Raw genomic sequence first — 24,682 nt, 5'->3', positions numbered from 1 at the left:
CTTCAGTACGCTCCGGTGGCTGTGCGCTGGCGAGGCGCAACGTAGCGACGACGCCGACGGCCTCGTGACTGGGATGTCGGCCAAACCTGCTTTGCCGTTAACGCACTTGATCGCCAGGTCCAAAAACTTTATTGCCCTTCACGCTGGATTGATTCATGGCTTTAACCCGCCTTCTTATCAAAGATTTTCGTAATATCGAGCAGGCCGACCTGCAACTGGCCCCCGGATTTAATTTCCTGGTGGGTGCCAATGGCAGTGGGAAAACCAGCGTTTTAGAGGCGATTCATACGCTGGGGCATGGTCGATCGTTTCGCAGTTTGCAGGCGGGTCGCGTCATTCGTCACGACGAGGCGGCGTTCGTCTTGCACGGGCGTCTGGAAAACGCAGAGCGGGAAATTTCTGTCGGGCTGACCAAAAACCGGGCCGGTGACAGCAAAGTGCGTATTGATGGCAGCGATGGTCATAAAGTCGCAGAGCTGGCGCAGCTGCTGCCGATGCAGTTAATCACGCCTGAAGGTTTTAGTCTGCTGAATGGCGGTCCCAAATACCGCCGGGCCTATGTCGACTGGGGCTGTTTCCATAACACGCCCGGCTTTTTCAACGCATGGAACAACATGCGTCGCCTGCTTAAACAGCGGAATGCGGCGCTTCGCCAGGTCTCACGTTACAGCCAGATTCGTCCCTGGGATCAGGAGCTGGTTCCGCTGGCTGAACAGATTAGCCAGTGGCGGGCGGAATACAGTGCGGCAATATCTGCAGAGATCACCGCCACCTGTAGCCAGTTTCTGCCAGAGTTTGAACTGCGCTTCTCCTTCCAGCGTGGCTGGGACAAAGAGAGTGATTACGGCGAACTGCTGGAACGTAACTTCGAGCGCGATCGTGCGCTGACTTATACCGCCAGCGGCCCCCATAAAGCCGATTTTCGTATTCGGGCTGAAGGGACGCCGGTGGAAGATTTACTCTCACGCGGGCAGTTAAAACTGCTGATGTGTGCATTGCGTCTGGCACAGGGCGAGTTCCTGACAAGCCAGAGCGGACGCCGCTGTATTTACCTCATTGATGACTTTGCTTCTGAGCTGGATGAGAGCCGACGACGCCTGCTGGCGGACCGGTTAAAAGCCACTCAGGCGCAGGTGTTTGTCAGCGCTATTTCTGCCGGGCATGTAATCGACATGACTGACGAAAAGGGCAAGATGTTCCGCGTGGAACAGGGTAAAATAGCGGTTCAACCTGAAGATTAAAATGAGCGAGAAACGTTGATGTCGAATTCTTATGACTCCTCAAGTATTAAAGTCCTGAAAGGACTTGATGCGGTACGCAAACGCCCGGGCATGTATATCGGCGATACCGATGACGGTACCGGTCTGCATCACATGGTATTCGAGGTCGTGGATAACGCAATCGACGAAGCGCTCGCTGGTCACTGTAGTGACATTGTGGTCACCATCCACGCGGATAACTCCGTTTCGGTGCAGGATGATGGACGCGGCATTCCAACCGGTATTCACGAAGAAGAAGGCATCTCTGCCGCTGAAGTGATCATGACCGTGCTGCATGCTGGCGGTAAGTTCGATGATAACTCCTATAAAGTCTCCGGCGGCCTGCATGGCGTGGGCGTCTCCGTGGTTAACGCCCTGTCGCAGAAGCTGGAGCTGACCATTCGTCGCGAAGGCAAAGTGCATCAGCAGGTTTACGTCCATGGCGTACCGCAGGCACCGCTGGCGGTAACGGGTGAAACCGACATTACCGGGACCCGCGTGCGTTTCTGGCCGAGCCACGAAACCTTTACCAACGTGCGCGATTTTGAGTATGACATTCTGGCGAAACGCCTGCGTGAACTCTCATTCCTCAACTCGGGCGTGTCGATTCGTCTGGAAGATAAGCGCGATGGCAAAAACGATCACTTCCATTACGAAGGCGGCATCCGGGCGTTTGTTGAGTACCTGAACAAAAACAAAACCCCTATTCACCCTACCGTGTTCTATTTCTCTACTGAGAAAGATGGCATCGGTGTGGAAGTGGCACTGCAGTGGAACGACGGTTTCCAGGAAAACATCTACTGCTTTACCAACAACATCCCGCAGCGTGACGGTGGTACACACCTCGCCGGTTTCCGTGCGGCGATGACCCGTACCCTGAATGCCTACATGGACAAAGAGGGTTACAGCAAGAAAGCCAAAGTCAGCGCCACCGGTGATGATGCGCGTGAAGGTTTGATCGCCGTAGTGTCGGTGAAAGTGCCGGATCCAAAATTCTCCTCGCAGACCAAAGATAAACTGGTCTCCTCCGAGGTGAAATCGGCGGTTGAGCAGCAGATGAATGAGCTGCTGGCAGAATACCTGCTGGAAAACCCGTCAGACGCCAAAATCGTCGTGGGCAAAATTATCGACGCAGCCCGTGCCCGTGAAGCGGCCCGCCGCGCCCGTGAAATGACCCGCCGTAAAGGCGCGCTGGATCTGGCAGGTCTGCCAGGCAAACTGGCGGATTGCCAGGAGCGCGACCCGGCGTTGTCCGAAATCTACCTGGTGGAGGGTGACTCCGCAGGCGGCTCGGCTAAACAGGGCCGTAACCGTAAGAACCAGGCGATTCTGCCGCTGAAAGGTAAAATCCTTAACGTTGAGAAAGCGCGTTTCGACAAGATGCTTGCTTCCCAGGAAGTTGCCACGCTGATCACCGCGCTGGGCTGTGGTATTGGTCGCGATGAGTACAACCCGGACAAGCTGCGTTATCACAGCATCATCATCATGACCGATGCCGACGTCGATGGTTCACACATCCGCACCCTGCTGCTGACCTTCTTCTATCGTCAGATGCCTGAAATCATTGAGCGCGGCCATGTTTATATCGCCCAGCCGCCACTCTACAAAGTGAAGAAAGGTAAGCAGGAGCAGTACATCAAAGATGACGAGGCGATGGATCAATACCAGATCGCTATTGCACTTGATGGTGCGACGCTGCACACCAATGCCAGCGCACCCGCGCTGGGCGGTGAGCCGCTGGAAACACTGGTCTCTGATTTCAACAGCACCCAGAAGATGATCAAGCGTATGGAGCGCCGTTATCCGATGGCGATGCTGCGCGCGATGATTTATCACGACACGCTGAGCGATCTGAGCAACGAAGCAGAGGTCACGACCTGGCTGAACGGTCTGGTGAGCTATCTGACCGAACGCGAAGCGCACGGCAGCACCTATCTGGCACAGGTGCGTGAAAACCGCGAAACGAACCTGTTCGAGCCGGTGCTGCGCGTCCGTACCCACGGTGTGGATACCGACTATCCGCTGGACGCGGATTTCATTCAGGGGCCTGAGTATCGCAAAATCTGCGCGCTGGGTAGCCAGCTGCGTGGTCTGCTGGAAGAAGATGCTTACATTGAGCGTGGCGAACGTCGTCAGCCAGTGGCAAGTTTCGAACAGGCGATTGAGTGGCTGGTGAAAGAGTCGCGTCGCGGCCTCTCCGTCCAGCGCTACAAAGGTCTGGGTGAGATGAACCCGGATCAGCTGTGGGAAACCACCATGGATCCAGACAGCCGTCGTATGCTGCGCGTCACCATTAAAGATGCGATTGGCGCTGACCAGCTGTTCACTACGTTGATGGGCGATGCGGTGGAACCGCGTCGCGCCTTCATCGAAGAGAATGCGCTGAAAGCCGCCAATATCGATATCTAACCGGCAGCGGACGTAACAGGCCATCACTCAGGTGATGGCCTTTTTTTTGTACCGTACGGGCGGAAATCCATCAGGCCGCACCCCTGCTGTTCGCCAGGCGAACCCGCAACTATCCGAAAAGCCGTGATTTAAATCCACCGCGATCTCTTTGCCGCCTGCACCCAGCGGTTTGCTGCCCGTTCCTGCCTGCCATGAAGCTGGTCAATGTGCGCTGAATCGCGCTAGCATTGAATAAAACCCAGACGCTACGAGGATTGTATGGCTATTAAATTGATCGCTATCGACATGGATGGCACCCTGCTCAACCCGCAACATGAGATCACACCAGGGGTGAAATCTGCCCTGGATCGCGCCCGCCAGAAAGGTGTGTCGATTGTGCTGACCACCGGCCGGCCATTTGTGGGTATCCAGCGCTATCTGATGGAGCTGGATATGCAGACGCCCGGCCAGTATGCGATCAGCAACAACGGTGCGCTGGTTCATCAGGCCGAAGATGGTGAGTGCGTGGCGGAAGTGACGCTGACCTTTGACGACTACCTCTACATCGAGAATCTGGCGCGCGAGCTTGGTGTGCATTTCCAGGCGTTCGACAAATCCCATCTCTACACACCCAATAAAGACATCAGTGAATACACCATCCATGAAGCGAGCCTGACCGGCATTCCGGTGCGCTATCGCGCCGTGGAAGAGATGGATCGCGCCACGCGCTTCCCGAAACTGATGATGATTGACCGCCCGGACCTGCTCGACGCAGCGATTGCCCGTCTGCCCGAACATGCTCACCAGACTTACACCATCCTGAAGAGCGCGCCTTACTACCTGGAAATTCTCGATCGTCGGGTGAATAAAGGCCAGGGCGTCAAAATGCTGGCTGACAAGCTCGGTCTTAAGCAGGAAGAGGTGATGGCGATTGGCGACCAGGAGAATGACCTGGCGATGATTGAATACGCCGGAACCGGCGTCGCAATGGGTAATGCCATTGATTCTGTTAAGAAAATCGCGCAGTTCATCACCAAAACCAATATGGAAGATGGTGTGGCGCATGCCATTGAAGAGTTAGTGCTTTAATTGCCTTTCCCGGATGGCGTCCTGCCATCCGCCTTTCCCACTGATTTAACGCCAACCACCTGCCAGGGCGGATTGTTGTTTTTGTGATCTGGATTGTAGTACAGGATTAATATCAAGTACTACAATATGTGCAGAGGTTAAGACAATCTGTAGGCCTGAAAAGCGGAAGGCAGTAATCTGATAGCTCATGCTTTCTCACTGAATGGATCATCATGACGCAACTGCACATCAGCAAAACGGAGCGTATCATCCTGACGCTGGGCGAGGAGATTGTCGTCGGCCACTTTGCGCCAGGCGCCGCACTTCCGGCGGAATCCGACCTCTGCGATCGCTTCTCTACTTCACGCAATATCATTCGCGAAGTCTTTCGGGCGCTAATGGCAAAAAGGCTGATTGAGGTGAAACGCTACCGGGGGGCATTCGTCACCGCCCGCAACCAGTGGAATTATCTCGACAGTGACGTGCTGCAATGGGCGCTATCGCACGATCAGGATCCGCGTCTGATCGCTGCGATGAATGAAGTCCGTGTGCTGGTTGAACCGCAAATTGCCCGCTGGTCAGCCGAGCGCGCCACCTCCAACGATCTGGCGGCCATCGAACAGGCTTATAACGACATGGTGACACATCATGCCGATCGCGAACTGTTTAACGAGGCGGATATCCGCTATCACGAAGCGGTGCTGGCATCGGTGCACAACCCGGTGCTTCAGCAGCTTAACGTCGCGATCAGTCAGCTGCAAAAAGCGGTCTTCTCCCGCACCTATATGCCGGATCAGGAGAACATGCCGCGTACGCTGGCCGAGCATAAAGCATTATTTGACGCGATTCGCCATCAGAATGCTGATGCCGCCGGAGAGGCAGCGAAAGCGATGATCGCCAGTTCAACCGCACGACTCAAGGAGATTTTGTGAGCAGCTATATCGCCATCGACTGGGGATCCACCAACCTGCGTGCCTGGCACTACGATAAGGGTGAATGTGTCGACCAGCGTCGGTCTGAAGCGGGGGTGACGCGTCTGGCCGGACGTACTGCGGCTGAGGTATTTGACGATGTCACCGCTGGCTGGCCCGTTGACCGCGTGCCGGTAATCATGGCGGGCATGGTGGGCAGTAACGCGGGCTGGCAACCGGTGCCTTATCTTGGCTGTCCAATAGCGCTGGACCAGCTTGCCAGCCACCTCACACACGTCGCGGATAAAGCGTGGATCGTGCCGGGACTGAGCATCGAACGAGACGACAACGATAACGTTATGCGCGGCGAAGAGACACAGCTGTTAGGTGCCACCACGCTGCACGCAGCATCGCTTTATGTCATGCCGGGCACCCATGCAAAATGGGTCGATGTTGAGGGATTGGAGGTGCGCGATTTCCGAACCGTGATGACCGGCGAACTGCATCATCTGCTGCTGAATCATTCTCTGATTGGAGCCGGCCTGCCGGAGCAGCAGGAGAACAACGTGGCGTTTCAGGAAGGTATTGAACGCGGTGCTCAGGATGCTTCGATCCTGTCGCGCCTATTTGAAGTGCGCGCGGCCCATGTTCTGGGCACACGCGATCGCCGCCACGTTAGCGAGTTTCTCTCCGGACTCCTGATTGGACATGAGGTTGCGCTGATGACGAAACAGAGCACAACAGACACCCGTCAGCCCCTTGTTATCATTGCCGGTGATGCACTGGCCTGTCGATATCAGCAGGCGTTGCAGTTCATCGGTCTGGAATCTGTCACCCTGGAGGGCGATCGAGCCTTTCAGCATGGAATAAGGAGTATCGCCAATGTCCTGGCAAACTAACTTACCGCTGATCGCCATTCTGCGTGGCATTACCCCGGCGGAAGCCGAGGCGCACGTTGGTGCGTTGATCGAGGCCGGATTTGACGCTATCGAGATCCCGCTAAACTCACCAGACTGGGCCACCAGCATTGCCGCCATGGTAAAAACCTTTGGTGACCAGGCTCTGGTTGGCGCAGGTACTGTGCTGACACCTGAGCAGGTTGACCAGCTGGCAGAGCTCAACAGCAAACTGGTGGTCACGCCCAATACCGATCCGGCGGTTATCCGTCAGGCCGTCTCTCACGGCATGACGGTCGCGGCAGGTTGTGCTACCGCCAGCGAAGCCTTTACCGCCTTACAGGCGGGTGCGCAGGCGCTGAAAATTTTCCCCTCTTCGGCATTTGGTCCCGGTTACATCAAAGCGCTGAAAGCGGTGCTGCCACCCGACATTCCGGTGTTTGCCGTGGGCGGTGTGACACCTGAAAACCTGCAGGAATTTCTGGCTGCGGGCTGCGTCGGCGCAGGATTAGGCAGCGATCTCTATCGCGCCGGTCAGCCGCTGTCACGCACGATAGAAAAGGCTCAGGCTTTTGTTACTGCATATAAGGACGCTGTACGATGAAAATTACCAGACTGACCACTTACCGCTTACCGCCGCGCTGGATGTTCCTGAAGATAGAAACCGATGAAGGCATCGTTGGCTGGGGCGAGCCGGTTATTGAAGGCCGGGCGCGAAGCGTGGAAGCCGCCGTTCATGAACTATCAGAGTACCTGATTGGCCAGGATCCCTCGCGCATCAACGATTTATGGCAGGTAATGTATCGCGGCGGCTTCTACCGGGGTGGCCCGATTCTGATGAGCGCCATTGCCGGTATCGATCAGGCTCTGTGGGACATCAAAGGCAAAGCACTGGGGGTACCGGTTTATCAGTTACTGGGCGGTCTGGTGCGTGACCGTATTAAAGCCTACAGCTGGGTAGGCGGCGATCGTCCGGCTGATGTGATTGAAGGCATCACAAAACTGCGGACCATCGGTTTTGACACTTTCAAGCTTAATGGCTGCGAAGAGATGGGCATTATCGACAGCGCACTGAAAGTAGATGCCGCAGTCAATACCGTGGCGCAAATCCGCGAAGCTTTTGGGAAAGAGATCGAATTTGGCCTGGATTTCCACGGGCGCGTCAGCGCACCAATGGCAAAAGTCCTGATCAAAGAGCTGGAACCCTATCGCCCACTCTTCATCGAAGAGCCGGTACTGGCTGAGCAGGCGGAATATTATCCGCGCCTTGCCGCACAGACTCACATTCCGATTGCCGCGGGCGAGCGCATGTTCTCACGCTTTGAGTTCAAGCGTGTGCTGGAAGCGGGCGGGCTGGCGATTCTGCAACCTGACCTCTCTCATGCAGGCGGCATTACCGAATGCTACAAAATTGCCGCAATGGCGGAATCCTATGATGTGGCCCTGGCCCCGCACTGCCCACTGGGCCCGATTGCACTGGCCGCCTGTCTGCACATCGACTTTGTGTCACGTAATGCGGTGTTCCAGGAGCAGAGCATGGGCATTCACTACAATCAGGGCGCAGAGCTGCTCGATTATGTACTGAATAAAGATGATTTTAAAATGGATGATGGCCATTTCTATCCCCTGAATAAACCAGGACTGGGTGTGGAAATTAATGAAGAGTTAGTGATAGCACGCAGTAAAAATGCGCCTGACTGGCGTAATCCATTATGGCGATCAGCAGATGGTTCGGTCGCAGAATGGTAATTTATCTGACGGAATAAAATAAAAAAAATCTGTAAAGAATGTGCCGGTAAATAAGGCGCAGGGGTCAGCACATGCCTGCGTCAGCCGGAATATAAAAAAACTTATCTTCCGCCCCAGTGCGTCTTGCAGACGCCTGTGGTGTTCTGTGCGCCAGATTTGCCCAAAAAGTCAGTCTGGCGCCGGTCCGATACCCTACAAAGCACGTAATTTTCCTTACGTGAAGACGGAGAAGCACTATGGATCTCTCAGCAACACAGGAAAAACCGACTCGCCGCCGTTATTTAACCCTGGTAATGATCTTTATTACTGTGGTGATCTGTTATGTGGACCGCGCTAATTTAGCCGTGGCGTCTGCGCATATTCAGGAGGAATCTGGTATTACTAAAGCGCAAATGGGTTATGTCTTTTCTGCCTTTGCCTGGTTATATACGCTTTGCCAGATCCCCGGCGGTTGGTTTCTGGATCGGGTCGGTTCACGATTAACCTATTTTATTGCCATTTTCGGCTGGTCAGTGGCGACATTGCTGCAGGGCTTTGCCAGCGGATTACTCTCGCTGATCGGTCTGCGTGCCATTACCGGTATTTTTGAAGCCCCCGCTTTCCCGACCAATAACCGGCTGGTAACCAGCTGGTTCCCGGAGCAGGAGCGCGCCTCAGCCGTCGGCTTTTATACGTCGGGTCAGTTTGTCGGCCTTGCTTTTCTGACACCGCTGCTGATTTGGGTTCAGGAGCTACTCAGCTGGCACTGGGTCTTCATCATTACCGGCGCTGTCGGTATTGTCTGGTCATTCATCTGGATCAAAGTTTATCAGGCACCCAATAAAAGCAAAGGCATTAATCAGGCTGAGCTGAGCTATATCCGTGAAGGTGGTGCTATGGTGGAAGGCGATGCGCCGGTGGCCAAAAAAGATCGGATGCGTTTAACTGCCGCCGACTGGAAACTGGTGTTTCATCGCAAGCTGTGCGGCGTCTATCTCGGTCAGTTTGCCGTCACCTCCACTCTGTGGTTTTTCCTGACCTGGTTCCCTAACTATCTCACCCAGGAGAAGCACATTGCCGCGCTAACGGCAGGCTTTATGACCACGGTGCCCTTCCTGGCTGCCTTTGTTGGCGTCATCCTCTCTGGCATTGTGGCTGACCGTCTGGTACGCAGCGGCCGTTCGCTAGGGTTTGCCCGTAAAACGCCGATTATCTGTGGCCTGCTGATATCAACCTGCATCATGGGTGCCAACTACACGAATGATCCGGTGTGGATTATGGTGCTGATGGGGCTGGCGTTCTTTGGGAATGGATTTGCGTCGATCACCTGGTCACTGGTCTCTTCACTGGCACCGGTGCGCCTGATCGGGCTGACCGGTGGAGTGTTCAACTTTGTCGGTGGACTGGGCGGCATCACCGTGCCGTTGGTCGTGGGCTATCTGGCTCAGGATTACGGTTTTGCCCCGGCGCTGACCTATATTTCGGTTGTGGCCCTACTCGGTGCCCTCTCCTACATCCTGCTGGTCGGCGATGTGAAACGCGTCGGTTAATCGTCTGCTACGACTGTCATCTTCTCCGGGCCGCAGCGGCCCGGCTCCCTGCATCCGGCAAAAAAGCTGCACCGCAAAACAGAATCGCGTAATTTGTCGGGCAACGCTGTCTCCGTAGGTTTTATCATGTCAGAAAAACAGATCACCTTTGCTGCCCGTCAGCATCAGCTCACCAATATCAATATCTGGACTGCCGACAGTCAGTGGCTGGCGTTTGACGTCCGTCCCTCGGGCGCGTCGTTTACCAGCCAGACCATTGAGCGGGTCAATGTGATGACCGGAGAGGTAGAGGTGCTCTATCAGGCCCGACACGGAGCCCACGTCGGTGTCGTTACGGTCAGTCCCGACCTGCCGCCACGCTACGTCTGCATTCATGGCCCGGAACATCCCGATGCCAGCTGGCAGTATGATTTCCACCACCGGCGCGGTGTGATCGTTCAGAACGGCACGGCGGTGAATCTGGATGCCTGCGATATCACGCCGCCGTTCACCCCTGGCGCGTTGCGTGGCGGTTCGCATGTGCATGTCTTTAGTCCTGATGGTTCACGCCTGAGCTTTACCTACAATGACCACGTGATGCATGAGCTGGATAGCCGTCTGGATCTGCGCAACGTCGGCGTCGGCGTGCCGCTGTGTGCTGTCACGCCTGTAAAGCAGCATCCGCGTGAATATGACGGCACTTTTTTCTGCGTGCTGGTGAGCCAGACGCATGCGGAACCACAACCCGGCAGCGACCAGATCAATCGTGCCTATGAGGAGTGCTGGGTCGGTGAGCGCGGTTATCAGAAACCAGACGGCAGCTGGCAGCGCTGGGCTATCGCTTTTATTGGCGACACCGTGACGGCACAGGGCGAGAAACGGCCTGAAGTTTTTATTGTTGATCTGCCTGACGCGCTGGAGGATTACGCCCGCGCCGGAGAGAAGCCGCTGGAGGGCAGCAGCCAGCAGTTACCTGCGCCACCGGCTGGCGTGCAGCAGCGTCGCCTGACGCACAGCCGCGGCGTGGCGCTGCAACCGCGCCACTGGCTGCGTGCTGCACCGGATGGCAGCCAGATCGCGTTTCTGATGGCGGATGCAGGAGAGGTGATCCAGCTCTGGATGGTGTCGCCCAATGGCGGCGAACCGCGTCAGATCACCCATCTCAGCCACAGCATTCAGTCCACCTTTAGCTGGCATCCTGAGGGCCAGGCGATTGCCTTTATCTGTGATAACAGCGTGATGCGATGTGACATTGAGAGCGGCGCGTGTCAGCGGCTGACCGGCAGAACGGAAGAAGCACCGTCAGGTGACGCGGTGGTCTGGTCACCGGACGGTACACAGATTGCTTATATGCGTGAGGTGAATGGCTGGCGGCAACTCTTTACGGTTGCGGCTGCGACCGCACAGGAGGCATAGGCTGCGCCTGTGCCAGGCTTTCGTTGGTATGCGCGAGTCTTTCGCTCTGCAGGATGCGTTCACGTGGGGAGTCGAGAGTTTTGTCCTGGTCGCTACGGTAGTAGTCCCACGGCAGCAGCAACGTATCCAGCACGGCAGAGAAAGGAAGATCGATTAACGCCAGCGGCTTCAGCGCCCAGCTGGTATCACCATCGGCCAGCATGTCAGCGCTGGCACGGGTGCCGGGATAGTAGCCCTGACTCGCACCGGTGTGAGACATCACGCTGGAACAGCCGGTTGTCACCATTGCGCAGCACACTATTCCAGCCAGAGGTAAGGTCTTTAATTTCATCATCATCATCCCTTCAGTCATGGCATAAGCCTGGCTGAGTTTGCTTGCCAGACAACGTCAACACTCTGGGGCGAAGTCCGTTCTGGTCTGGCAAAAGTAGTCCTGAGTGTATGTCATTTCCTCAGATTGGCGAAAAAAATTGCATTTTACACTCTTGAAAATCCTCTTCTGACACCCATTTTTACTTTACGGACGCACTCACGGTTGCCGCAAGGGACAGTGAGGTGCCGTATCCAGCCTGTCCACTAGTGGAAGGTTGCCAAAACTTGCTGAACTTCAGGAGTCTTAATATGCGTAACTTTGATCTCACCCCACTTTATCGCTCTGCTATCGGTTTTGATCGCCTGTTTAACCTGCTCGAATCTAATCAGAATCAGAGCAATGGCGGCTATCCTCCTTATAACGTAGAACTGGTCGATGAAAATCACTATCGCATTACGATTGCGGTGGCCGGTTTTTCTCAGAGCGAACTGGATATTACAGCGCACGATAACGTGCTGATTGTGCGGGGAGCCCATCCTGAAGAGCAGGCCGAGCGTAAATACCTGTATCAGGGAATCGCCGAGCGCAACTTCGAGCGTAAATTCCAGCTCGCCGACCACATTGTGGTGCGCGATGCTCGTCTCGAAAATGGTCTGCTGAGCATCGACCTTGAACGTCTGGTGCCGGAAGAGGCGAAACCACGCCGTATTGAGATTCTGAAGTAAGATTGAGATTCTGTATTAACTATGACAAACGCCGCTAATGCGGCGTTTTTTGTTTTTGATGTCAGTGGGAGCGCAGGCTCAGGGAGCATACGCAGCGTCAGCGGCGTTTCAGACTGCTGGCATACCCAAATCAGGGTGAATCTGGCCGCAACGAGTAAACTCAACGCGCAGGAAACACGGGCAGAAGAGGAAAGCGTCCCGCGCCATGGACAAAAACGTCGGGAGCGTTTTTGAACAGCGCGAAGCGTTGGCCCGGCAACGGGCGTACCTCAGGGATGAGGTGCGTAATCGCGCGGGCCGAGCGTGCCATGGAGGGCGGTTTTTGCGTCTTTCCGATCTGACCGTGCTTCCTGCGCTTGCTCGGTCTCACAGCTAACCGGGTCAGATTTTATCAACAACCTCTAACGCCGTGGCAGCGGCGTTTTTTACCTTTACGGCTGCGTTCGCATCGCTAAACGCTGACCCAGCACGCCGCCAAATACATTCACCAGCAGCCCCAGAATAATCACTGCCGCGCCCAACATCTGCTGCCCGGAGAGATGCTCATCCAGCACCAGCGCAGCGGTAACAATCCCCACGACCGGCACCAGCAGCGACAGCGGCGCGACGCGCCAGGTTTCATAGCGACTCAGCAGATTCCCCCAGATGGCGTAGCCCACAATGGTGGCGACAAACGCCAGATAGAACAGCGCCAGCACGGTCTGCAGGCCGATATGCAGCAGGCTGTTAACGATGGCGGCCTCGCCATCAAACAGCAGAGAGCAGGCAAAGAAGGGAATGACCGGTACCAGTGCACTCCAGACCACCAGCGACATGATCGGCACACTGCGGTTCCGCATAATGATCTTATTAGTGATATTGCCCAGCCCCCATGACAGCGCCGCCGAGAGTGTCAGCATCATGGTGGTCAGCGTAATACCGGCGCTGGTTTGCCCTTCCATGCCTGCTGTGGCCAGCATAAACATTCCCAGCGTGGCGATGATAATCCCGACAATATGATTCCAGCGCAGCTTTTCCGCCAGCAGCAGCGCGCCCAGCAACAGGGTAAAGAAGGCCTGCGCCTGCAGCACCAGCGAGGCCAGACCGGCTGGCATACCAAGTTTGATCGCCAGGAACAGAAACGCGAACTGACCAAAACTGATGGTCATGCCGTAAACGACCAGCCAGCGCAGCGGGATCGGCGGGCGACGCACAAAGAAAATGGCGGGAAAGGCGACCAGAGAGAAACGCAGTCCGGCGAGCAAAAAGGGCGGCATGCCCTGCAGCCCCAGCTTAATCACCACAAAATTCACGCCCCACGCCACCACCACGCACAGTGCTAACAGCATATCTTTTACCGACATCAGAAACTCCTTGTGCCGCCGTCAGGCGGTGACCGCAATCGGGGTGGCGATATCAGCACAACACGCGTCCCCCACGATGCGAAAATAATCCTCTGCAGCCAGCGCGATCGACTTCTCCAGTTCGCCCGCGTTAAACCATAATGTGCCGACCTGTTGCAGCCGGGAATCCACCCGCAGCGCCAGCCGGTCATCAAAACTAAATGGCGGCACAGCGCCCATGACACAGTCGGTCAGTGCCTGTGCCAGCTCCGGCGCGGCGAAAGAGGATTTTTTGCCACCGATCGCGCGCGCCGCATTTTTAAAATTGATCCGGCAGTCGCCCGGCACAATGGCCAGCAGCTGTCGCGAGGGCGCACCATCCGGCATGCTCACCTCCAGCACCATCGCTTTGGCCGCCTGACCCAGTGCGTTGCCGCGTATCTGGCTGATCTGCTCGGTTTGCCCTACCGCCTCATGCTCCACCACACGGTAGCTGGCCTGATGCTGATCCAGCAGCGCAGTAATCTTTTCAAACGTCGTCATTCCCTTCTCCTTTTCTGGCACAACTTAATGGCACAACCTGGCTTAGCTCCAGGCGATAGCATGTTTCATCTTTTTATCGGTCAGCCCGAAAAAGAAGCCCATGGTGATACGGGTATCGCCTTCGACCCGATCAATCTCATGATAAAAAGCGGGATTAAACAGATAGACATCGCCACTGCGCGGTGAAAATTCGCAGATCTCGCTGTGATCAATGACCCCACTGCGATAGCCCAGCTCACCGGCGGTTTTGAACTGCTCATCCTCCGGCGACCACTTTTTGTTGTAAATGCGCAGCGCACCACCCGCGCTGCACTCCTGCAGGCAGACCACGCAGCTGAGCTGATGCAATATTTGTGTCACAACCAGGGAGGTTCCTGCAGCATCGCGCACGATATTGTCGTTATGTAGCGGGTTCGCGACGCCATCAGCATGAAAGCGCACGATAGAACCGGCGTAGTCACCACAACCCGGTTCGTGGGCGATGTTTAAGCTCTCCAGCCGCAGCGCGTGCTGCACCCAGCGGTAAATCTGTTCGCGCAGTGTGTTGAGTGATGCCGGCAGCGCCGGCTGGATATCGCGCAGCTCAGTGAAATAGTTATCAGGTGCCGCCGTATGGCGTGCCAGATAGGGACCCAGCGTGGTCAGCGCGCCATTGGGATAGTGAGAGACACGGATCTTTTCCCGGCAGCTCTGCAGGTCAGTCACCACCGCTTGCCGCACGTCTGGCGTCAGAAAGTTACGCAGCACCAGTAGCGGCACCCGTGCAGTGACGATGTCATCCAGCCAGGTCGATTCCACAAACATGTTGGGATTAATCACGCGGAACTGATTGAAAATTGCCATGTTTATCACTCCCTAAACGGTATTTCATAGAGTTCATGATTATTCATTCGCCGCCAGCTGCCGGCGCTGCCTGGTATTGCCACGGGTTCAGAGGCGATCAGCGTGCAACCGTCCTGTTGCCGAAAATGCATCGTAAAATAGTCCGGCCAGGGGGTGTCGTGCGGATACCACTGCCACGCCCAGGCTTTGTCGCGGGTGACGAAAATGGCATTGCCTGCGCTGCCGCCTGGCTCAACCTGCGCCATCTTTGCACGCAGATAGTCCCGGGTGAAATCAGCAGGGGTAGTCTGATCCACTAAATAGCGCAGATACTCTTCAGAATCGAAGCGTGATTCCGCCAGGCCAAGCTGACGGTAAATGGTCGGCAGAAAGCCGTTATGCATCATGTACCACTGATGTCCGGCGCTGTTGCGCCACAGCGGATGCGAAAACTCGATCCCCTGATTTTTACTCAATGTGGCGTGACGCACATGAACCGCCAGAAACCGACTGCGCAGACGATCCACGTCAATACCCGGCAGGGCGTCTGCGAACGGGCCGGTGCCATGCAGGGTGTGAATCTCGCCCTGTTCCAGCCACAGACAGCCCCAGCCATTGGGATGCGATTTGATCGGGCCATCGTGTTCGGCGCCTTCGCCGCAGCTCATGGCGCGTGCTGCCTCCAGGATCTGTGCGCTGTCAAACTGGCCATATGCCAGAATCATCCTGCACATACTTTGTCTCTCCCGGCGGTGACTGACTGCGCGGCAATCACCTGCTTAAACGTGGTCATAATTGGCTCACGTGCTGTATCTGTCAGACTGAAGGTGGCGAGGATACCCGCATGACGGGTCAGATCGGCATAGAGCGAGGAGCGTGGCGAAACCTGCAGTGCAGGCAATCTGAGGGGTGGCAACAGCGCACCCTGCTGATGCTGTTCGATCCAGCTTTCGGCAGCCTGCAGCTGCGCCGGTTGCCGTAACCGCAGCTGTCCAACCGCACCGGATCCGGTGAAAGCAAAAGCAGGCAGTGGATCGCCCGCCTCCAGCCGGAAGGTGACATCCGCCCAGTTGATGCCCGTTGCCTCCTGCACCAGCATTGCCACCCCCATGCCGGAAAGCCGGAATCCCATCTCAAGGAAATGCGGTACGCCATTAACCACAATAAAATCGATATGAAACGCGCCCTGACGATAGCCAAAGGTTTCACAACAGAAGGTCATCAGGCTACTGAACGATGCCGGCAAGGCCGCTGCCGCCATTGCTACATGCCCCGACTCATAAAAACTGACGCATCCCTGGCTATCCCGGTGCTGCTCAATCACCTTCTGGCAGCAGGTCAGTGCCTGGGGATGCCCCTGATGCACCACACCCTGCAACGAAAACTCAGTGCCTGTCAGCGCACTTTCCACAATAAAGCCGCTGAAGCCGCGACCGCCATAGTTCATGGTCTGCACCAGCTGTTTCACCACACTGCGCAGTTGATCGGCGCGTTCAATCAGAAAGATGCCCAGGCCGCCGCCGCCATCCACTGGTTTCACGACACACGGATAGATCAGCGCCTGTTCCGCATCCAGAATGCTGAGCGGTGACGCGAAAAAGCGGAACTCTGGCTGCGGGAAGCGCGGCCAGGCTTTTTTCAGCGCCATGCGCTGCGCATATTTATCCATGGGAATAAAGGCGGCAGGCGCGTCTGGCCCGGCCAGCATCTCACGCAGCCGTCCGGCGCTGGCGTTGTAAGCTTCAAAGCCTGCCAGCACCACCAGCGGATGCGCCAGTAAACCGGCATGCAGATAAGCCTGCATGAGCTCCCACGGATTCTCAGGACGGTCGAGGCGAATAATCAGATCAAACGGCAACGCCAGACTGAGCGACTGGTAATCGACAAAATCACCCATTTCCGCCAGCACGGTAAAATAGCCGTCGCGCTTCGCCACCGCGCAATAAGGATTTTGTCCGTCGCGGGTGGCGCCAATTTGCAGGAAAATCTTTTTCATCGCCTCGCCTTACCGGGTTAACGCCCGGAAATGATTTCTGTCACGATGTCATTGAGCACACCGTTATTGACCTGAATCACCGCTTTGTGAGGATCAAAACGCAGGACGCGCGACAGCGGATCGGTACTTTTGCCCTCCAGCAGCGAACTGACCGGCCTGCTCTGCCAGCAGTGGCGCATCTGCGTCAGCGTCAGGCCGGAGAGCTGTGTTAACTGCTGAGCCAGTTCGACGTCGTTATTGCGTTGTTCAATCAGATCGCGAATAGCGGCTTCCTCCAGCGCAATCTGCTGCTGCGACAGCCAGTGTCCCAGCTGCTCTCCGTGCGCCAGGAAGGGTGAGTAAATCATGCAGATCAGCTGATCTTCACTGAGGTTAAACGCCTGCATGGCGAAATCTGCCGCGCGCTGCCGCTGCTGCCGGATGGCGTCGTCGTCCTGATAGCGCGCCGCCATCTCATTAATGAGCGCGGACGGAAAATCTTTCTTCACCATCAGCCCCAGCGCGAAGCGCACATACTCGCGGATCCCTTCGGCATAGTGGCGCTGCAGCAGCGTTTCAGCCCGCAGTCCGCGCAGATGCGCCATCAGCGTTGGATTACCGCAGTCGGACTCGGAAAAGCTGAACATCAGTTCATCAAAACGGAAGCGCATAAATTCGCTGAGCAGCGCCCAGTGCGCGCCCGCTTCATAGGCGGTGTCCTGATAAATGTTGAAAAACAGCGGGTCACGTGCGAGCTGATGGGTGATGCGATGCGCGGCTGTCAGCTGATCGGCCCCGTAAACGTCAGAGAAGTAGCGCTCTGCCACACCGTCCAGCGTCTGGAGAAATCCGCTGAAGCCCCGGCTTTTGTCCGCTACCGGCGCATCAAACAGCCGGGAAAGGTGTCTCGCCCAGGCGACATAGGCGGCCTGCTCCTGCGGCGAGTCGCCGGTGATAATCATATCCACCCCGCCGTTATAGTCTGCCGCCAGGCCAAAGGAGTTCACCATGCTGAGATTACAGGCGTTGCAGAAGGTCGAGCGCGCATCGGCGCGAAAGCGGTGGCCATTCATCAGTACGTCATTACGGTTCTGCTGCCGCACGCTCTCCGGCATCGGCAATGCCCGGTCAAATGGCCGGATCAGCAGGCCATCCACCACCAGACACTCCGCCCGGTCATCGTCATGCATGGCCAGCGCCTGATAAACACCGTGGATATTCTCCATCACGCTCTGATTCATCGCTGCATGGCGGTTGGTGCTGACCCGCAGATGAAAGGTGCTGCCCTGTTGCTGCCAGATGAGGCCCTGAATGTAGCGCACGTAGGCCACCATGTAGCTGCTGTCTTTTCCGCCGCCATAAGCGAGCAGTACACGGTTATTCTCCAGTTGCTGCTGATCCGGCAACGCCGCCATCAGGCGGCCAGAGCAGCGCTGAGCTGACTCAATAATGGCGGGTGACAGATACGCTTCAATCTCCTTCATCATGGCGGGCAGATTATTCATTTTTCACGTTTCCCTCAGGTGAACAGAATCACTTTATGGCCTGAAGCCCGGCGGCTGACGAGGTAGCCGGGCCGTTTAGCGTCATGAATAATTAAGAGATGCAGCCTAAAGTACTTTGAATGTACTCTGTTGAATATGCACAGATCAGCGCGATATGGGGTGGAACAGATGGCCGATGTTATCGGGGAACAGGAGAGTCAGAACAGTCGTTACCGCCAGATCGCAGAACAGATTAAGCAGGCCATTCATGCCGGTTCACTGGCACCCGACAGTCGTCTGCCGTCGGTACGGACGCTGGCGACGCAGTACAATGTCAGCCTCACCACCGCCCTGAAAACCCTGCGCACGCTGGAAGATGAGCGCTACGCCGTCGCCCGCCCTAAATCGGGCTTTTTTGTTGCCCCGCAGCGGCCCGCTTCGCGTCAGTTGCCCGCCGTCAGCGAACAGCCGCGCGCCATCGCGCCGCTGGATGAGCAGACAGAACTGCATCTGGCGATGCTCGGCTCAGACTGCCGGGTGCGGCTCGATCTGGCCAACGGCGACAGCGCACTTTACCCGGTCAAACGCATCGGCCTGCTGATGCGCCAGATGGGCTACAGCAAACCGGCTCTGCTCGGCAATACGGTCAAAGGTACCGGCTATGCGCCGCTGAAAACTGAGATTGCCCGTCGCGCGGTCGATTACGGCTGCAATATCAGCGCCGACGACATTCTGATCACCAACGGCTGCATAGAGGCGATTTCGCTGTCCCTGCGCGCCACCACCCAGCCGGGCGATGTGGTGGCAGTCGAGTCACCCTGCTATTTCGTGCTGCTGCAGATGCTGCATAACCTCAATTTACGGGTGATTGAAGTGGAAGCCGGGCCGGAAGGGTATGTGAATGTGGCGAAGCTGACCGGATTATTTCAGCGCAAAGCGGTACGGGTTTTTCTCACCCTGTGCAACGTCAATAATCCGCTGGGCAAGAGCATTCCTAACGAGCATAAAGCCTATATTGCGCGGCAGGCGGATGAAAACGATGTGGTGATCATTGAGGATGATATTTTTGGCGATACCGCCTTTGGTGAGCGTCGCCCCTTCCCGATGCGCGCCTTCAGCCCCAACGCCATTCTCTGCAGCGGCTTTTCCAAAACCGTGGCACCTGGAATTCGCATTGGCTGGGTTCACAGCGTCAATTACATGCGCAAAATCGCCTCGCTGAAATATACCTCTACGATGGGCACCTCGGTGTTGTCACAGGCGGCGGTGGCGGAGTTGCTGCGCAGCGGGGGCTATGATGCGCATCTGCGCAAGCTGCGTCGCGAGCTGGCGCGGCAAATCCGTGAGATGCGTCAGTCGGTGCTGCGGGAATTTCCGGCGGGAACACGCGTGTCCGATCCGGAAGGAGGCTATGTGCTGTGGGTCGAGATGCCGGGAAAGGCGCTGAACGTGCGTGAGCTGTTTCTGAAAGCGCGTAATGCGGGCATCGGCATTGCGCCGGGCCACATTTTTGCCACCGACCAGCGCTACGATCACTGTTTCCGGCTGAATGCCGGTTTCGGCTGGAATGCTGAGGTGGAACAGGCCATTAAACAGCTGGCACAGTGGTGCCAGCTGTCGTTAACCGATCCACAGGAAGAGCAGGATTAGCTGTCGCGCCAGGCGATCTCAACCTCTTCCGCCAGAATCTGCACTGCCCGCTCGATGTTCTCTGCATCCGGCACGTAGTTCATCCGCATACACTGATGGGTGTGTGGCCACGCCTGTTCGAGGCCCGGGAAGAAGAAGTGGCCCGGCACCATCAGCACGCCGCGCGCTTTAAGCCGCTGATAAAGCAATTCAGTGGTGATCGGCAGATCGCGGAACCAGAGCCAGAGGAAAATCGCGCCTTCCGGCTTGTGGATCAGACAGCGATCTTCCGGCAGATAGCGCCGCAGGATCGCGATGGTCTGCTGCACCTTCTGCTGGTAGAACGGCTTGATCACCTCTTCGGAGAGCCGCAACAGATCGCCGCGACGAATCATCTCATTGGCGATGGCCGGACCGATACTGCCTGGTGCCAGACTGATAATGCCGTTCATGTTGCTCAGTGCAGTAATCGTCTTCTCGTCAGCAATAATAATGCCGCAACGCGCACCCGGCAGGCCGAGCTTCGACAGACTCATGCAGAGAATGATGTTGGGATTCCACAGCGGGCGCACCTCGCTGAAGATGATGCCGGGGAACGGCACACCATAGGCATTGTCGATCAGCAGCGGCACGTCATGCTGCTGTGCCAGCGCATCGAGCTGCATCAGCTCATCATCAGTGATCACATTACCGGTAGGATTTGTCGGGCGCGAGACGCAGATCAGCCCGACCTCATCGTTCATCGGCAGATGCTCGAAATCGACATGATATTTAAACTGGCCTTCCGGCAGCAGCTCAATGTTCGGCTTCGCCGAGACAAACAGCGCCTCTTCCAGACCGGCATCCGCATAGCCAAGATACTCAGGCGCCAGCGGGAACAGCACTCGCTTCTTGCTGCCATCGGCCCGGCGACCGGCATACAGGTTAAACAGATAGAAGAAAGCGCTCTGACTGCCGTTGGTCAGTGCGATATTCTCTGCGGTGATCGGCCAGCCAAGCTGTTCACGCAGCAATTCAGCCAGTGACGCCAGCAGCGTCGCTTTGCCACGCGGACCGTCATAATTGCACAGCGCTTCGCTGAGTTTGCCTTCCTCGTGCATCTGCTGCAGCAGTTGCTGAAAGTAGTCGTTCATGGCCGGAATTTGCGCCGGATTGCCGCCACCCAGCATGATGGTGCCGGGCGTGCGGAGGCCCGCGCCCATATCTTCCATCAGACGTGAGATGCCGGAATGTTGGGTAAATTTGTCGCCGAACTGAGAAAAGGACATAGCGGTTAAATATTTGTGATAACGAATCGGGGGTCCACCATAACGCCCGCCATCGGCGGGCGCAATGGGAAGGCGTGGGGATTACTTCAGTGCCTGCGGGTTAACGCAGTTCTTCTCGACGCTTCCGCCAAGTGCGGCGATGAGATTTTCTACCGCATCCTGCATCATGCCGTAACGGGTTTCGTGTGTCGCAGAACCGATGTGCGGCAGCGTCACCACATTGGGCAATGACAGCAGTGGGGAGTCGGCAGAGACCGGCTCCTGCTCAAACACATCCAGTCCGGCGGCATGCAGTTTGCCTGCCTGCAAGGCAGCGATCAGCGCCTTCTCATCCACCACCGGTCCGCGCCCGGCGTTGATCAGCACCGCATCCGGTTTCATCAGGTCCAGCTCGGCGGCCCCAATCAGATGGTGTGTCTCTTCAGTCAGCGGCAGGCTAATGCAGACGAAATCACTCTGCTTCAGCAGCGCTTCCCGTTCACAGCGCTGTGCGCCAAAGCGTGACTGTGCCTCCTCATGCTCACGGCGGGCGTTATAGAGGATTTTCATGCCGAAACCAAGGTGCGCCCGCTGCGCAAGCGCCATCCCGATACGTCCCATGCCGAGAATACCCAGCGTTTTATGGTGTACGTCGATGCCGAACTGCGCCGGTCCGATGCTCTTCTGCCAGTTACCCGCTTTAACCCAGGCATCCAGTTCCGGCACCCGGCGCGCCGTGCTCAGCACCAGCGCCATCATGGTGTCTGCCACGGTTTCGGTCAGCACGGTCGGCGTGTGCATCAGCACCACATTACGCTGATTCAGGGCGTCTACATCAAAATTGTCGTAGCCCACAGAGACGCTGGAGCAGACGCGAAGATTGGGCATTTTCGCCAGCAGCTCGCCATTCACTTTACCGCCCGATCCCAGCAGACCTTCTGCCTGCTGGAAATCCGCAGCATACTTCTGCTGGCTCTCTGGTGAGAGATCGCTGATTTCCGTCACGTCACACTGTTCAGCCAGGCGGGCATAAAGATCGTCAGGCAGTTTTTTATAAAGAATTACAGCGGGTTTCATTCGGTGGCTCCCGGTCAATAAGTTACGGGCGGCTTGCAGGCCGCCCGGAGAAATAGAGGCTAACGTTTACGCTTTCAGGCCGGTTTCGCCCCCTGCAGCGGTGGCGCTTTATTCTGCGCCGGCTTCACAATCAGCGTCAGCCACACCGAAACCAGCAGGGCCGATCCCATAAAGATGTAGGAGGCGGATGGGCTGCCGGTTGCTCCATTAAGATAGCCGACAATCCATGAACCGATAAACGATCCCAGCGCACCCATGCTGTTGATCAACGCCATTGCACCACCGGCAACATTACGCGGCAGCATTTCAGGGATGATGGCAAAGAACGGTCCGTAAGGCGCATACATCGCGGCACCGGCAATCACCAACAGGGTGTAGGACATCCAGAAGTGGTTAGATCCCACCAGGTACGAGCCGAGGAAAGCCAACGCACCGATCAGCAGCAGTGGCCAGACGAACAGCTTGCGGTTCTGGGTTTTGTCAGACGCCCAGGAGACAATAACCATCGCAATGGTTGCCGCCAGATAAGGCACCGCTGACAACCAGCCCGCTTCGACCATGCCCATCTGCGTGCCGTTACGCAGAATCGACGGCAGCCACAGCACAAAGCCATACACGCCGATGCTCCAGGCAAAATATTGCAGACAGAGAATGATCACGTTGCGGTTACGGAACGCTTCACCGTAGTTGCGCACCGCTTTGATATTTTCCTGCTCTTTCTGCAGTTCAGCCTGCAACGCCGCTTTCTCGGCATCGCTCATCCAGCGCGCCTGTGCGGGTTTATCCTGCACCAGGAACCACCAGGCGATCGCCCAGATCACCGCAGGAATCCCTTCGATGATAAACATCTCACGCCAGCCAAAGGATTCGATCAGATAGCCCGACACCACCGACATCCACAGCACCGTGACGGGATTCCCCAGGATCAGGAAGGTGTTGGCGCGTGAACGCTCCGATTTGGTAAACCAGTTGCTGATATAAATCAGCATCGCAGGCATTACCGCAGCTTCCACCACGCCCAGAACAAAGCGAATGGCTGCCAGCATCGGAATGTTGCTGACCACGCCGGTCAGCGAGGCGCAGCCGCCCCACAGAATCAGGCAAACGAAGATCAGTTTTTTGACGCTGCGGCGTTCGGCGTAAATCGCACCCGGGATCTGGAAGAAGAAGTAACCCAGGAAGAACAGCGCACCCAGCAGCGAGGACATGCCTTTGGTGATGCCGAGATCGTCATTAATCCCGGCAGCAGAAGCGAAGCTAAAATTTGCACGATCAAGATACGCCAGGCTGTAGGTAATAAACACGATGGGCATGATGAACCACCAGCGTTTTGGCGCGATTGTCTGCTTTTTCATCGGGAACTCCTGTGACTGTAGAGGGGCGCGAACTACACGTCGCCCAGTTGCTGACGCGTCGGCAGACCTTCGCTGTCACCAATGACCTGAATCGCCATCGAACCAATTTTGTTGCCGCGACGAATCGCCTGCGGCAGCGACTGACCTTCCAGCAGGGCGCTGATAACGCCAACGGCAAAGCCGTCACCGGCACCCACGGTATCCACCACGTTATCGACTTTTATCGCCTCAACCTGACCCTTTTCGCCCTGCGACGTTTTATACCAGGCACCGTCACAACCGGTTTTTATGACCACGGCTTTGACACCCTTGTCGAGATAGAAATCGGCGATCGCTTCCGGCTGACGATAACCGGTCAGAATCAGCCCCTCTTTTTCGCCCGGCAGCACCCAGTCGGCATACTCCGCCAGCAGATTGAGTTGCTTACGCATCTCCTCTTCGCTGCGCCACAACACCGGCCGCAGGTTAGGGTCAAACGAAATAGTTTTACCGCGTGCACGCATCTCTTTGGCGGTGTGCTTCAGCAGCGCCAGCGAGCTCTCTGACAGCGCCGCCGCCACACCGCTCAGGTGCAGATGACGCGCCGAGCCGAAATAGTCTGCATCAAAATCGTCAACCGACAGATGGCTGGCCGCCGAGCCTTTACGAAAATATTCCACCAGCGGATCAGAACCGTCATCGACTTTGGACTTGAGCTGAAAACCGGTGGGATAGCGTTTATCGACCGTCACACAGGCGTGGTCGATACCCTCTTTTTCCAGCTGCTGGCAGATAAACCGGCCGAAAGCGTCATCGCCGATACGGCTGACCCAGCCCACTTTCAGGCCAAGACGTGCCAGGCCGGTCGCCACATTGAGTTCAGCGCCCGCAGCACGTTTAACAAAGGTCTCTGCTGCGGCCAGATCGCCAGTCTCGCGGGCGATAAACATCGCCATCGCTTCACCGATGGTGACCACATCAAGCTGACCGTTGTGATGATTAATGTGCGTCATATC

The 24,682-nt window shown here is 56.5% G+C and carries 22 protein-coding genes; 11 read left to right on the top strand and 11 right to left on the bottom strand.

The window, feature by feature from the left end:
• The first annotated feature begins 155 nt into the window (after window positions 1-155).
• The 9 genes from recF (at window position 156) to LQK91_RS18710 (ending at window position 11,195) form a co-directional block, all read left to right on the top strand.
• Window positions 156-1,241 carry a DNA replication/repair protein RecF gene (recF, locus tag LQK91_RS18750; RefSeq protein ID WP_003849644.1) on the top strand — a complete coding sequence of 362 codons (1,086 nt, stop codon included), beginning with the start codon at window positions 156-158 and terminating at the stop codon, window positions 1,239-1,241.
• A gap of 18 nt (window positions 1,242-1,259) precedes the next feature.
• Window positions 1,260-3,668: a DNA topoisomerase (ATP-hydrolyzing) subunit B gene (gene gyrB / locus LQK91_RS18745; RefSeq protein WP_039658656.1), complete on the top strand. Its 2,409-nt coding sequence runs from the start codon at window positions 1,260-1,262 to the stop codon at window positions 3,666-3,668.
• A 258-nt stretch (window positions 3,669-3,926) separates the two neighbouring features.
• Window positions 3,927-4,736 carry a sugar-phosphatase gene (gene yidA / locus LQK91_RS18740; protein WP_078805069.1) on the top strand — a complete coding sequence of 270 codons (810 nt, stop codon included), beginning with the start codon at window positions 3,927-3,929 and terminating at the stop codon, window positions 4,734-4,736.
• Window positions 4,737-4,948: 212 nt separating this feature from the next.
• Window positions 4,949-5,647, top strand: coding sequence for a FadR/GntR family transcriptional regulator (locus tag LQK91_RS18735; RefSeq protein ID WP_105099997.1), 699 nt, complete (start codon window positions 4,949-4,951; stop codon window positions 5,645-5,647).
• Window positions 5,644-6,525 (top strand): 2-dehydro-3-deoxygalactonokinase, encoded by an 882-nt coding sequence (locus tag LQK91_RS18730; protein WP_008926393.1) that lies wholly within the window; start codon window positions 5,644-5,646, stop codon window positions 6,523-6,525. The genes LQK91_RS18735 and LQK91_RS18730 overlap by 4 nt, the downstream gene beginning before the upstream one ends.
• Window positions 6,509-7,126: a 2-dehydro-3-deoxy-6-phosphogalactonate aldolase gene (locus LQK91_RS18725; RefSeq protein WP_003849633.1), complete on the top strand. Its 618-nt coding sequence runs from the start codon at window positions 6,509-6,511 to the stop codon at window positions 7,124-7,126. Before LQK91_RS18730 ends, LQK91_RS18725 begins: the two co-directional genes overlap by 17 nt.
• Window positions 7,123-8,271 (top strand): galactonate dehydratase, encoded by a 1,149-nt coding sequence (gene dgoD, locus LQK91_RS18720; protein WP_003849631.1) that lies wholly within the window; start codon window positions 7,123-7,125, stop codon window positions 8,269-8,271. The genes LQK91_RS18725 and dgoD overlap by 4 nt, the downstream gene beginning before the upstream one ends.
• Window positions 8,272-8,507: 236 nt before the next feature.
• The gene (locus LQK91_RS18715; protein ID WP_105099996.1) at window positions 8,508-9,800 is read left to right on the top strand and encodes an MFS transporter; all 1,293 of its coding nucleotides are present in this window, start codon (window positions 8,508-8,510) and stop codon (window positions 9,798-9,800) included.
• Between the two features lie 126 nt (window positions 9,801-9,926).
• Window positions 9,927-11,195, top strand: a complete 1,269-nt coding sequence (locus LQK91_RS18710) for a DUF3748 domain-containing protein (protein ID WP_105100018.1) — start codon at window positions 9,927-9,929, stop codon at window positions 11,193-11,195.
• On the opposite strand, the gene LQK91_RS18705 is transcribed toward LQK91_RS18710, so the two are convergent.
• A complete protein-coding gene (locus LQK91_RS18705) occupies window positions 11,161-11,529 on the bottom strand; it encodes a YceK/YidQ family lipoprotein (RefSeq protein ID WP_283543753.1) in 369 nt (122 codons plus the stop codon). The genes LQK91_RS18710 and LQK91_RS18705 overlap by 35 nt on opposite strands.
• Before the next feature lie 287 nt (window positions 11,530-11,816).
• Here LQK91_RS18705 and ibpA point away from each other — a divergent pair, with 287 nt between their 5' ends.
• On the top strand, window positions 11,817-12,233 hold the full coding sequence (gene ibpA / locus LQK91_RS18700) for a small heat shock chaperone IbpA (protein WP_003849623.1): 417 nt from the start codon (window positions 11,817-11,819) through the stop codon (window positions 12,231-12,233).
• 431 nt (window positions 12,234-12,664) lie between these two features.
• Here the strand turns inward: ibpA and LQK91_RS18695 are convergent, their stop codons facing one another.
• The 6 genes from LQK91_RS18695 to LQK91_RS18670 are packed head-to-tail and all read right to left on the bottom strand — an operon-like array spanning window position 12,665 to window position 18,400.
• The gene (locus LQK91_RS18695; RefSeq protein WP_003849621.1) at window positions 12,665-13,576 is read right to left on the bottom strand and encodes an O-acetylserine/cysteine exporter; all 912 of its coding nucleotides are present in this window, start codon (window positions 13,574-13,576) and stop codon (window positions 12,665-12,667) included.
• Between the two features lie 21 nt (window positions 13,577-13,597).
• A complete protein-coding gene (locus LQK91_RS18690) occupies window positions 13,598-14,098 on the bottom strand; it encodes a YbaK/EbsC family protein (RefSeq protein WP_003849620.1) in 501 nt (166 codons plus the stop codon).
• 42 nt (window positions 14,099-14,140) lie between these two features.
• On the bottom strand, window positions 14,141-14,941 hold the full coding sequence (locus tag LQK91_RS18685) for a hypothetical protein (RefSeq protein WP_008926390.1): 801 nt from the start codon (window positions 14,939-14,941) through the stop codon (window positions 14,141-14,143).
• A gap of 5 nt (window positions 14,942-14,946) precedes the next feature.
• On the bottom strand, window positions 14,947-15,654 hold the full coding sequence (locus LQK91_RS18680; RefSeq protein WP_003849615.1) for a class II glutamine amidotransferase: 708 nt from the start codon (window positions 15,652-15,654) through the stop codon (window positions 14,947-14,949).
• The gene (locus LQK91_RS18675) at window positions 15,642-16,916 is read right to left on the bottom strand and encodes an ATP-grasp domain-containing protein (RefSeq protein ID WP_039658662.1); all 1,275 of its coding nucleotides are present in this window, start codon (window positions 16,914-16,916) and stop codon (window positions 15,642-15,644) included. Before LQK91_RS18675 ends, LQK91_RS18680 begins: the two co-directional genes overlap by 13 nt.
• A 17-nt stretch (window positions 16,917-16,933) precedes the next feature.
• Window positions 16,934-18,400 carry a hypothetical protein gene (locus tag LQK91_RS18670; RefSeq protein WP_105099995.1) on the bottom strand — a complete coding sequence of 489 codons (1,467 nt, stop codon included), beginning with the start codon at window positions 18,398-18,400 and terminating at the stop codon, window positions 16,934-16,936.
• A gap of 168 nt (window positions 18,401-18,568) precedes the next feature.
• Between LQK91_RS18670 and LQK91_RS18665 the strand changes: the two genes are divergently transcribed.
• On the top strand, window positions 18,569-20,029 hold the full coding sequence (locus tag LQK91_RS18665) for a PLP-dependent aminotransferase family protein (protein ID WP_003849608.1): 1,461 nt from the start codon (window positions 18,569-18,571) through the stop codon (window positions 20,027-20,029).
• Here the strand turns inward: LQK91_RS18665 and LQK91_RS18660 are convergent.
• The 4 genes from LQK91_RS18660 to LQK91_RS18645 form a co-directional block, all read right to left on the bottom strand.
• Complete coding sequence (locus LQK91_RS18660; protein ID WP_078805074.1) at window positions 20,026-21,276, bottom strand: valine--pyruvate transaminase; 1,251 nt, start codon at window positions 21,274-21,276, stop codon at window positions 20,026-20,028. The genes LQK91_RS18665 and LQK91_RS18660 overlap by 4 nt on opposite strands.
• Window positions 21,277-21,357: 81 nt before the next feature.
• Window positions 21,358-22,332, bottom strand: a complete 975-nt coding sequence (ghrB, locus tag LQK91_RS18655) for a glyoxylate/hydroxypyruvate reductase GhrB (RefSeq protein WP_105099994.1) — start codon at window positions 22,330-22,332, stop codon at window positions 21,358-21,360.
• Between the two features lie 74 nt (window positions 22,333-22,406).
• Complete coding sequence (locus tag LQK91_RS18650) at window positions 22,407-23,687, bottom strand: MFS transporter (protein ID WP_003849602.1); 1,281 nt, start codon at window positions 23,685-23,687, stop codon at window positions 22,407-22,409.
• 32 nt (window positions 23,688-23,719) lie between these two features.
• On the bottom strand, window positions 23,720-24,679 hold the full coding sequence (locus LQK91_RS18645; protein ID WP_003849600.1) for a sugar kinase: 960 nt from the start codon (window positions 24,677-24,679) through the stop codon (window positions 23,720-23,722).
• Between the last annotated feature and the right edge of the window lie 3 nt (window positions 24,680-24,682).

Source organism: Pantoea sp. MHSD4, from assembly GCF_021043305.1.
GTDB lineage: Bacteria > Pseudomonadota > Gammaproteobacteria > Enterobacterales > Enterobacteriaceae > Pantoea > Pantoea eucalypti.
This window is presented reverse-complemented; position numbering and strand designations above follow the sequence as displayed.

Coding starts and splice junctions, on each gene's coding strand:
- LQK91_RS18665 (WP_003849608.1), top strand. CDS start 18,569: ATGGCCGATGTTATCGGGGAACAGGAGAGTCAGAACAGTCGTTACCGC.
- LQK91_RS18735 (WP_105099997.1), top strand. CDS start 4,949: ATGACGCAACTGCACATCAGCAAAACGGAGCGTATCATCCTGACGCTG.
- LQK91_RS18675 (WP_039658662.1), bottom strand. CDS start 16,916: ATGAAAAAGATTTTCCTGCAAATTGGCGCCACCCGCGACGGACAAAAT.
- LQK91_RS18660 (WP_078805074.1), bottom strand. CDS start 21,276: ATGTCCTTTTCTCAGTTCGGCGACAAATTTACCCAACATTCCGGCATC.
- LQK91_RS18680 (WP_003849615.1), bottom strand. CDS start 15,654: ATGTGCAGGATGATTCTGGCATATGGCCAGTTTGACAGCGCACAGATC.
- LQK91_RS18725 (WP_003849633.1), top strand. CDS start 6,509: ATGTCCTGGCAAACTAACTTACCGCTGATCGCCATTCTGCGTGGCATT.
- LQK91_RS18695 (WP_003849621.1), bottom strand. CDS start 13,576: ATGTCGGTAAAAGATATGCTGTTAGCACTGTGCGTGGTGGTGGCGTGG.
- recF (WP_003849644.1), top strand. CDS start 156: ATGGCTTTAACCCGCCTTCTTATCAAAGATTTTCGTAATATCGAGCAG.
- gyrB (WP_039658656.1), top strand. CDS start 1,260: ATGTCGAATTCTTATGACTCCTCAAGTATTAAAGTCCTGAAAGGACTT.
- ghrB (WP_105099994.1), bottom strand. CDS start 22,332: ATGAAACCCGCTGTAATTCTTTATAAAAAACTGCCTGACGATCTTTAT.
- yidA (WP_078805069.1), top strand. CDS start 3,927: ATGGCTATTAAATTGATCGCTATCGACATGGATGGCACCCTGCTCAAC.
- LQK91_RS18650 (WP_003849602.1), bottom strand. CDS start 23,687: ATGAAAAAGCAGACAATCGCGCCAAAACGCTGGTGGTTCATCATGCCC.
- LQK91_RS18710 (WP_105100018.1), top strand. CDS start 9,927: ATGTCAGAAAAACAGATCACCTTTGCTGCCCGTCAGCATCAGCTCACC.
- LQK91_RS18690 (WP_003849620.1), bottom strand. CDS start 14,098: ATGACGACGTTTGAAAAGATTACTGCGCTGCTGGATCAGCATCAGGCC.
- LQK91_RS18645 (WP_003849600.1), bottom strand. CDS start 24,679: ATGACGCACATTAATCATCACAACGGTCAGCTTGATGTGGTCACCATC.
- LQK91_RS18685 (WP_008926390.1), bottom strand. CDS start 14,941: ATGGCAATTTTCAATCAGTTCCGCGTGATTAATCCCAACATGTTTGTG.
- LQK91_RS18715 (WP_105099996.1), top strand. CDS start 8,508: ATGGATCTCTCAGCAACACAGGAAAAACCGACTCGCCGCCGTTATTTA.
- ibpA (WP_003849623.1), top strand. CDS start 11,817: ATGCGTAACTTTGATCTCACCCCACTTTATCGCTCTGCTATCGGTTTT.
- LQK91_RS18705 (WP_283543753.1), bottom strand. CDS start 11,529: ATGATGAAATTAAAGACCTTACCTCTGGCTGGAATAGTGTGCTGCGCA.
- dgoD (WP_003849631.1), top strand. CDS start 7,123: ATGAAAATTACCAGACTGACCACTTACCGCTTACCGCCGCGCTGGATG.
- LQK91_RS18670 (WP_105099995.1), bottom strand. CDS start 18,400: ATGAATAATCTGCCCGCCATGATGAAGGAGATTGAAGCGTATCTGTCA.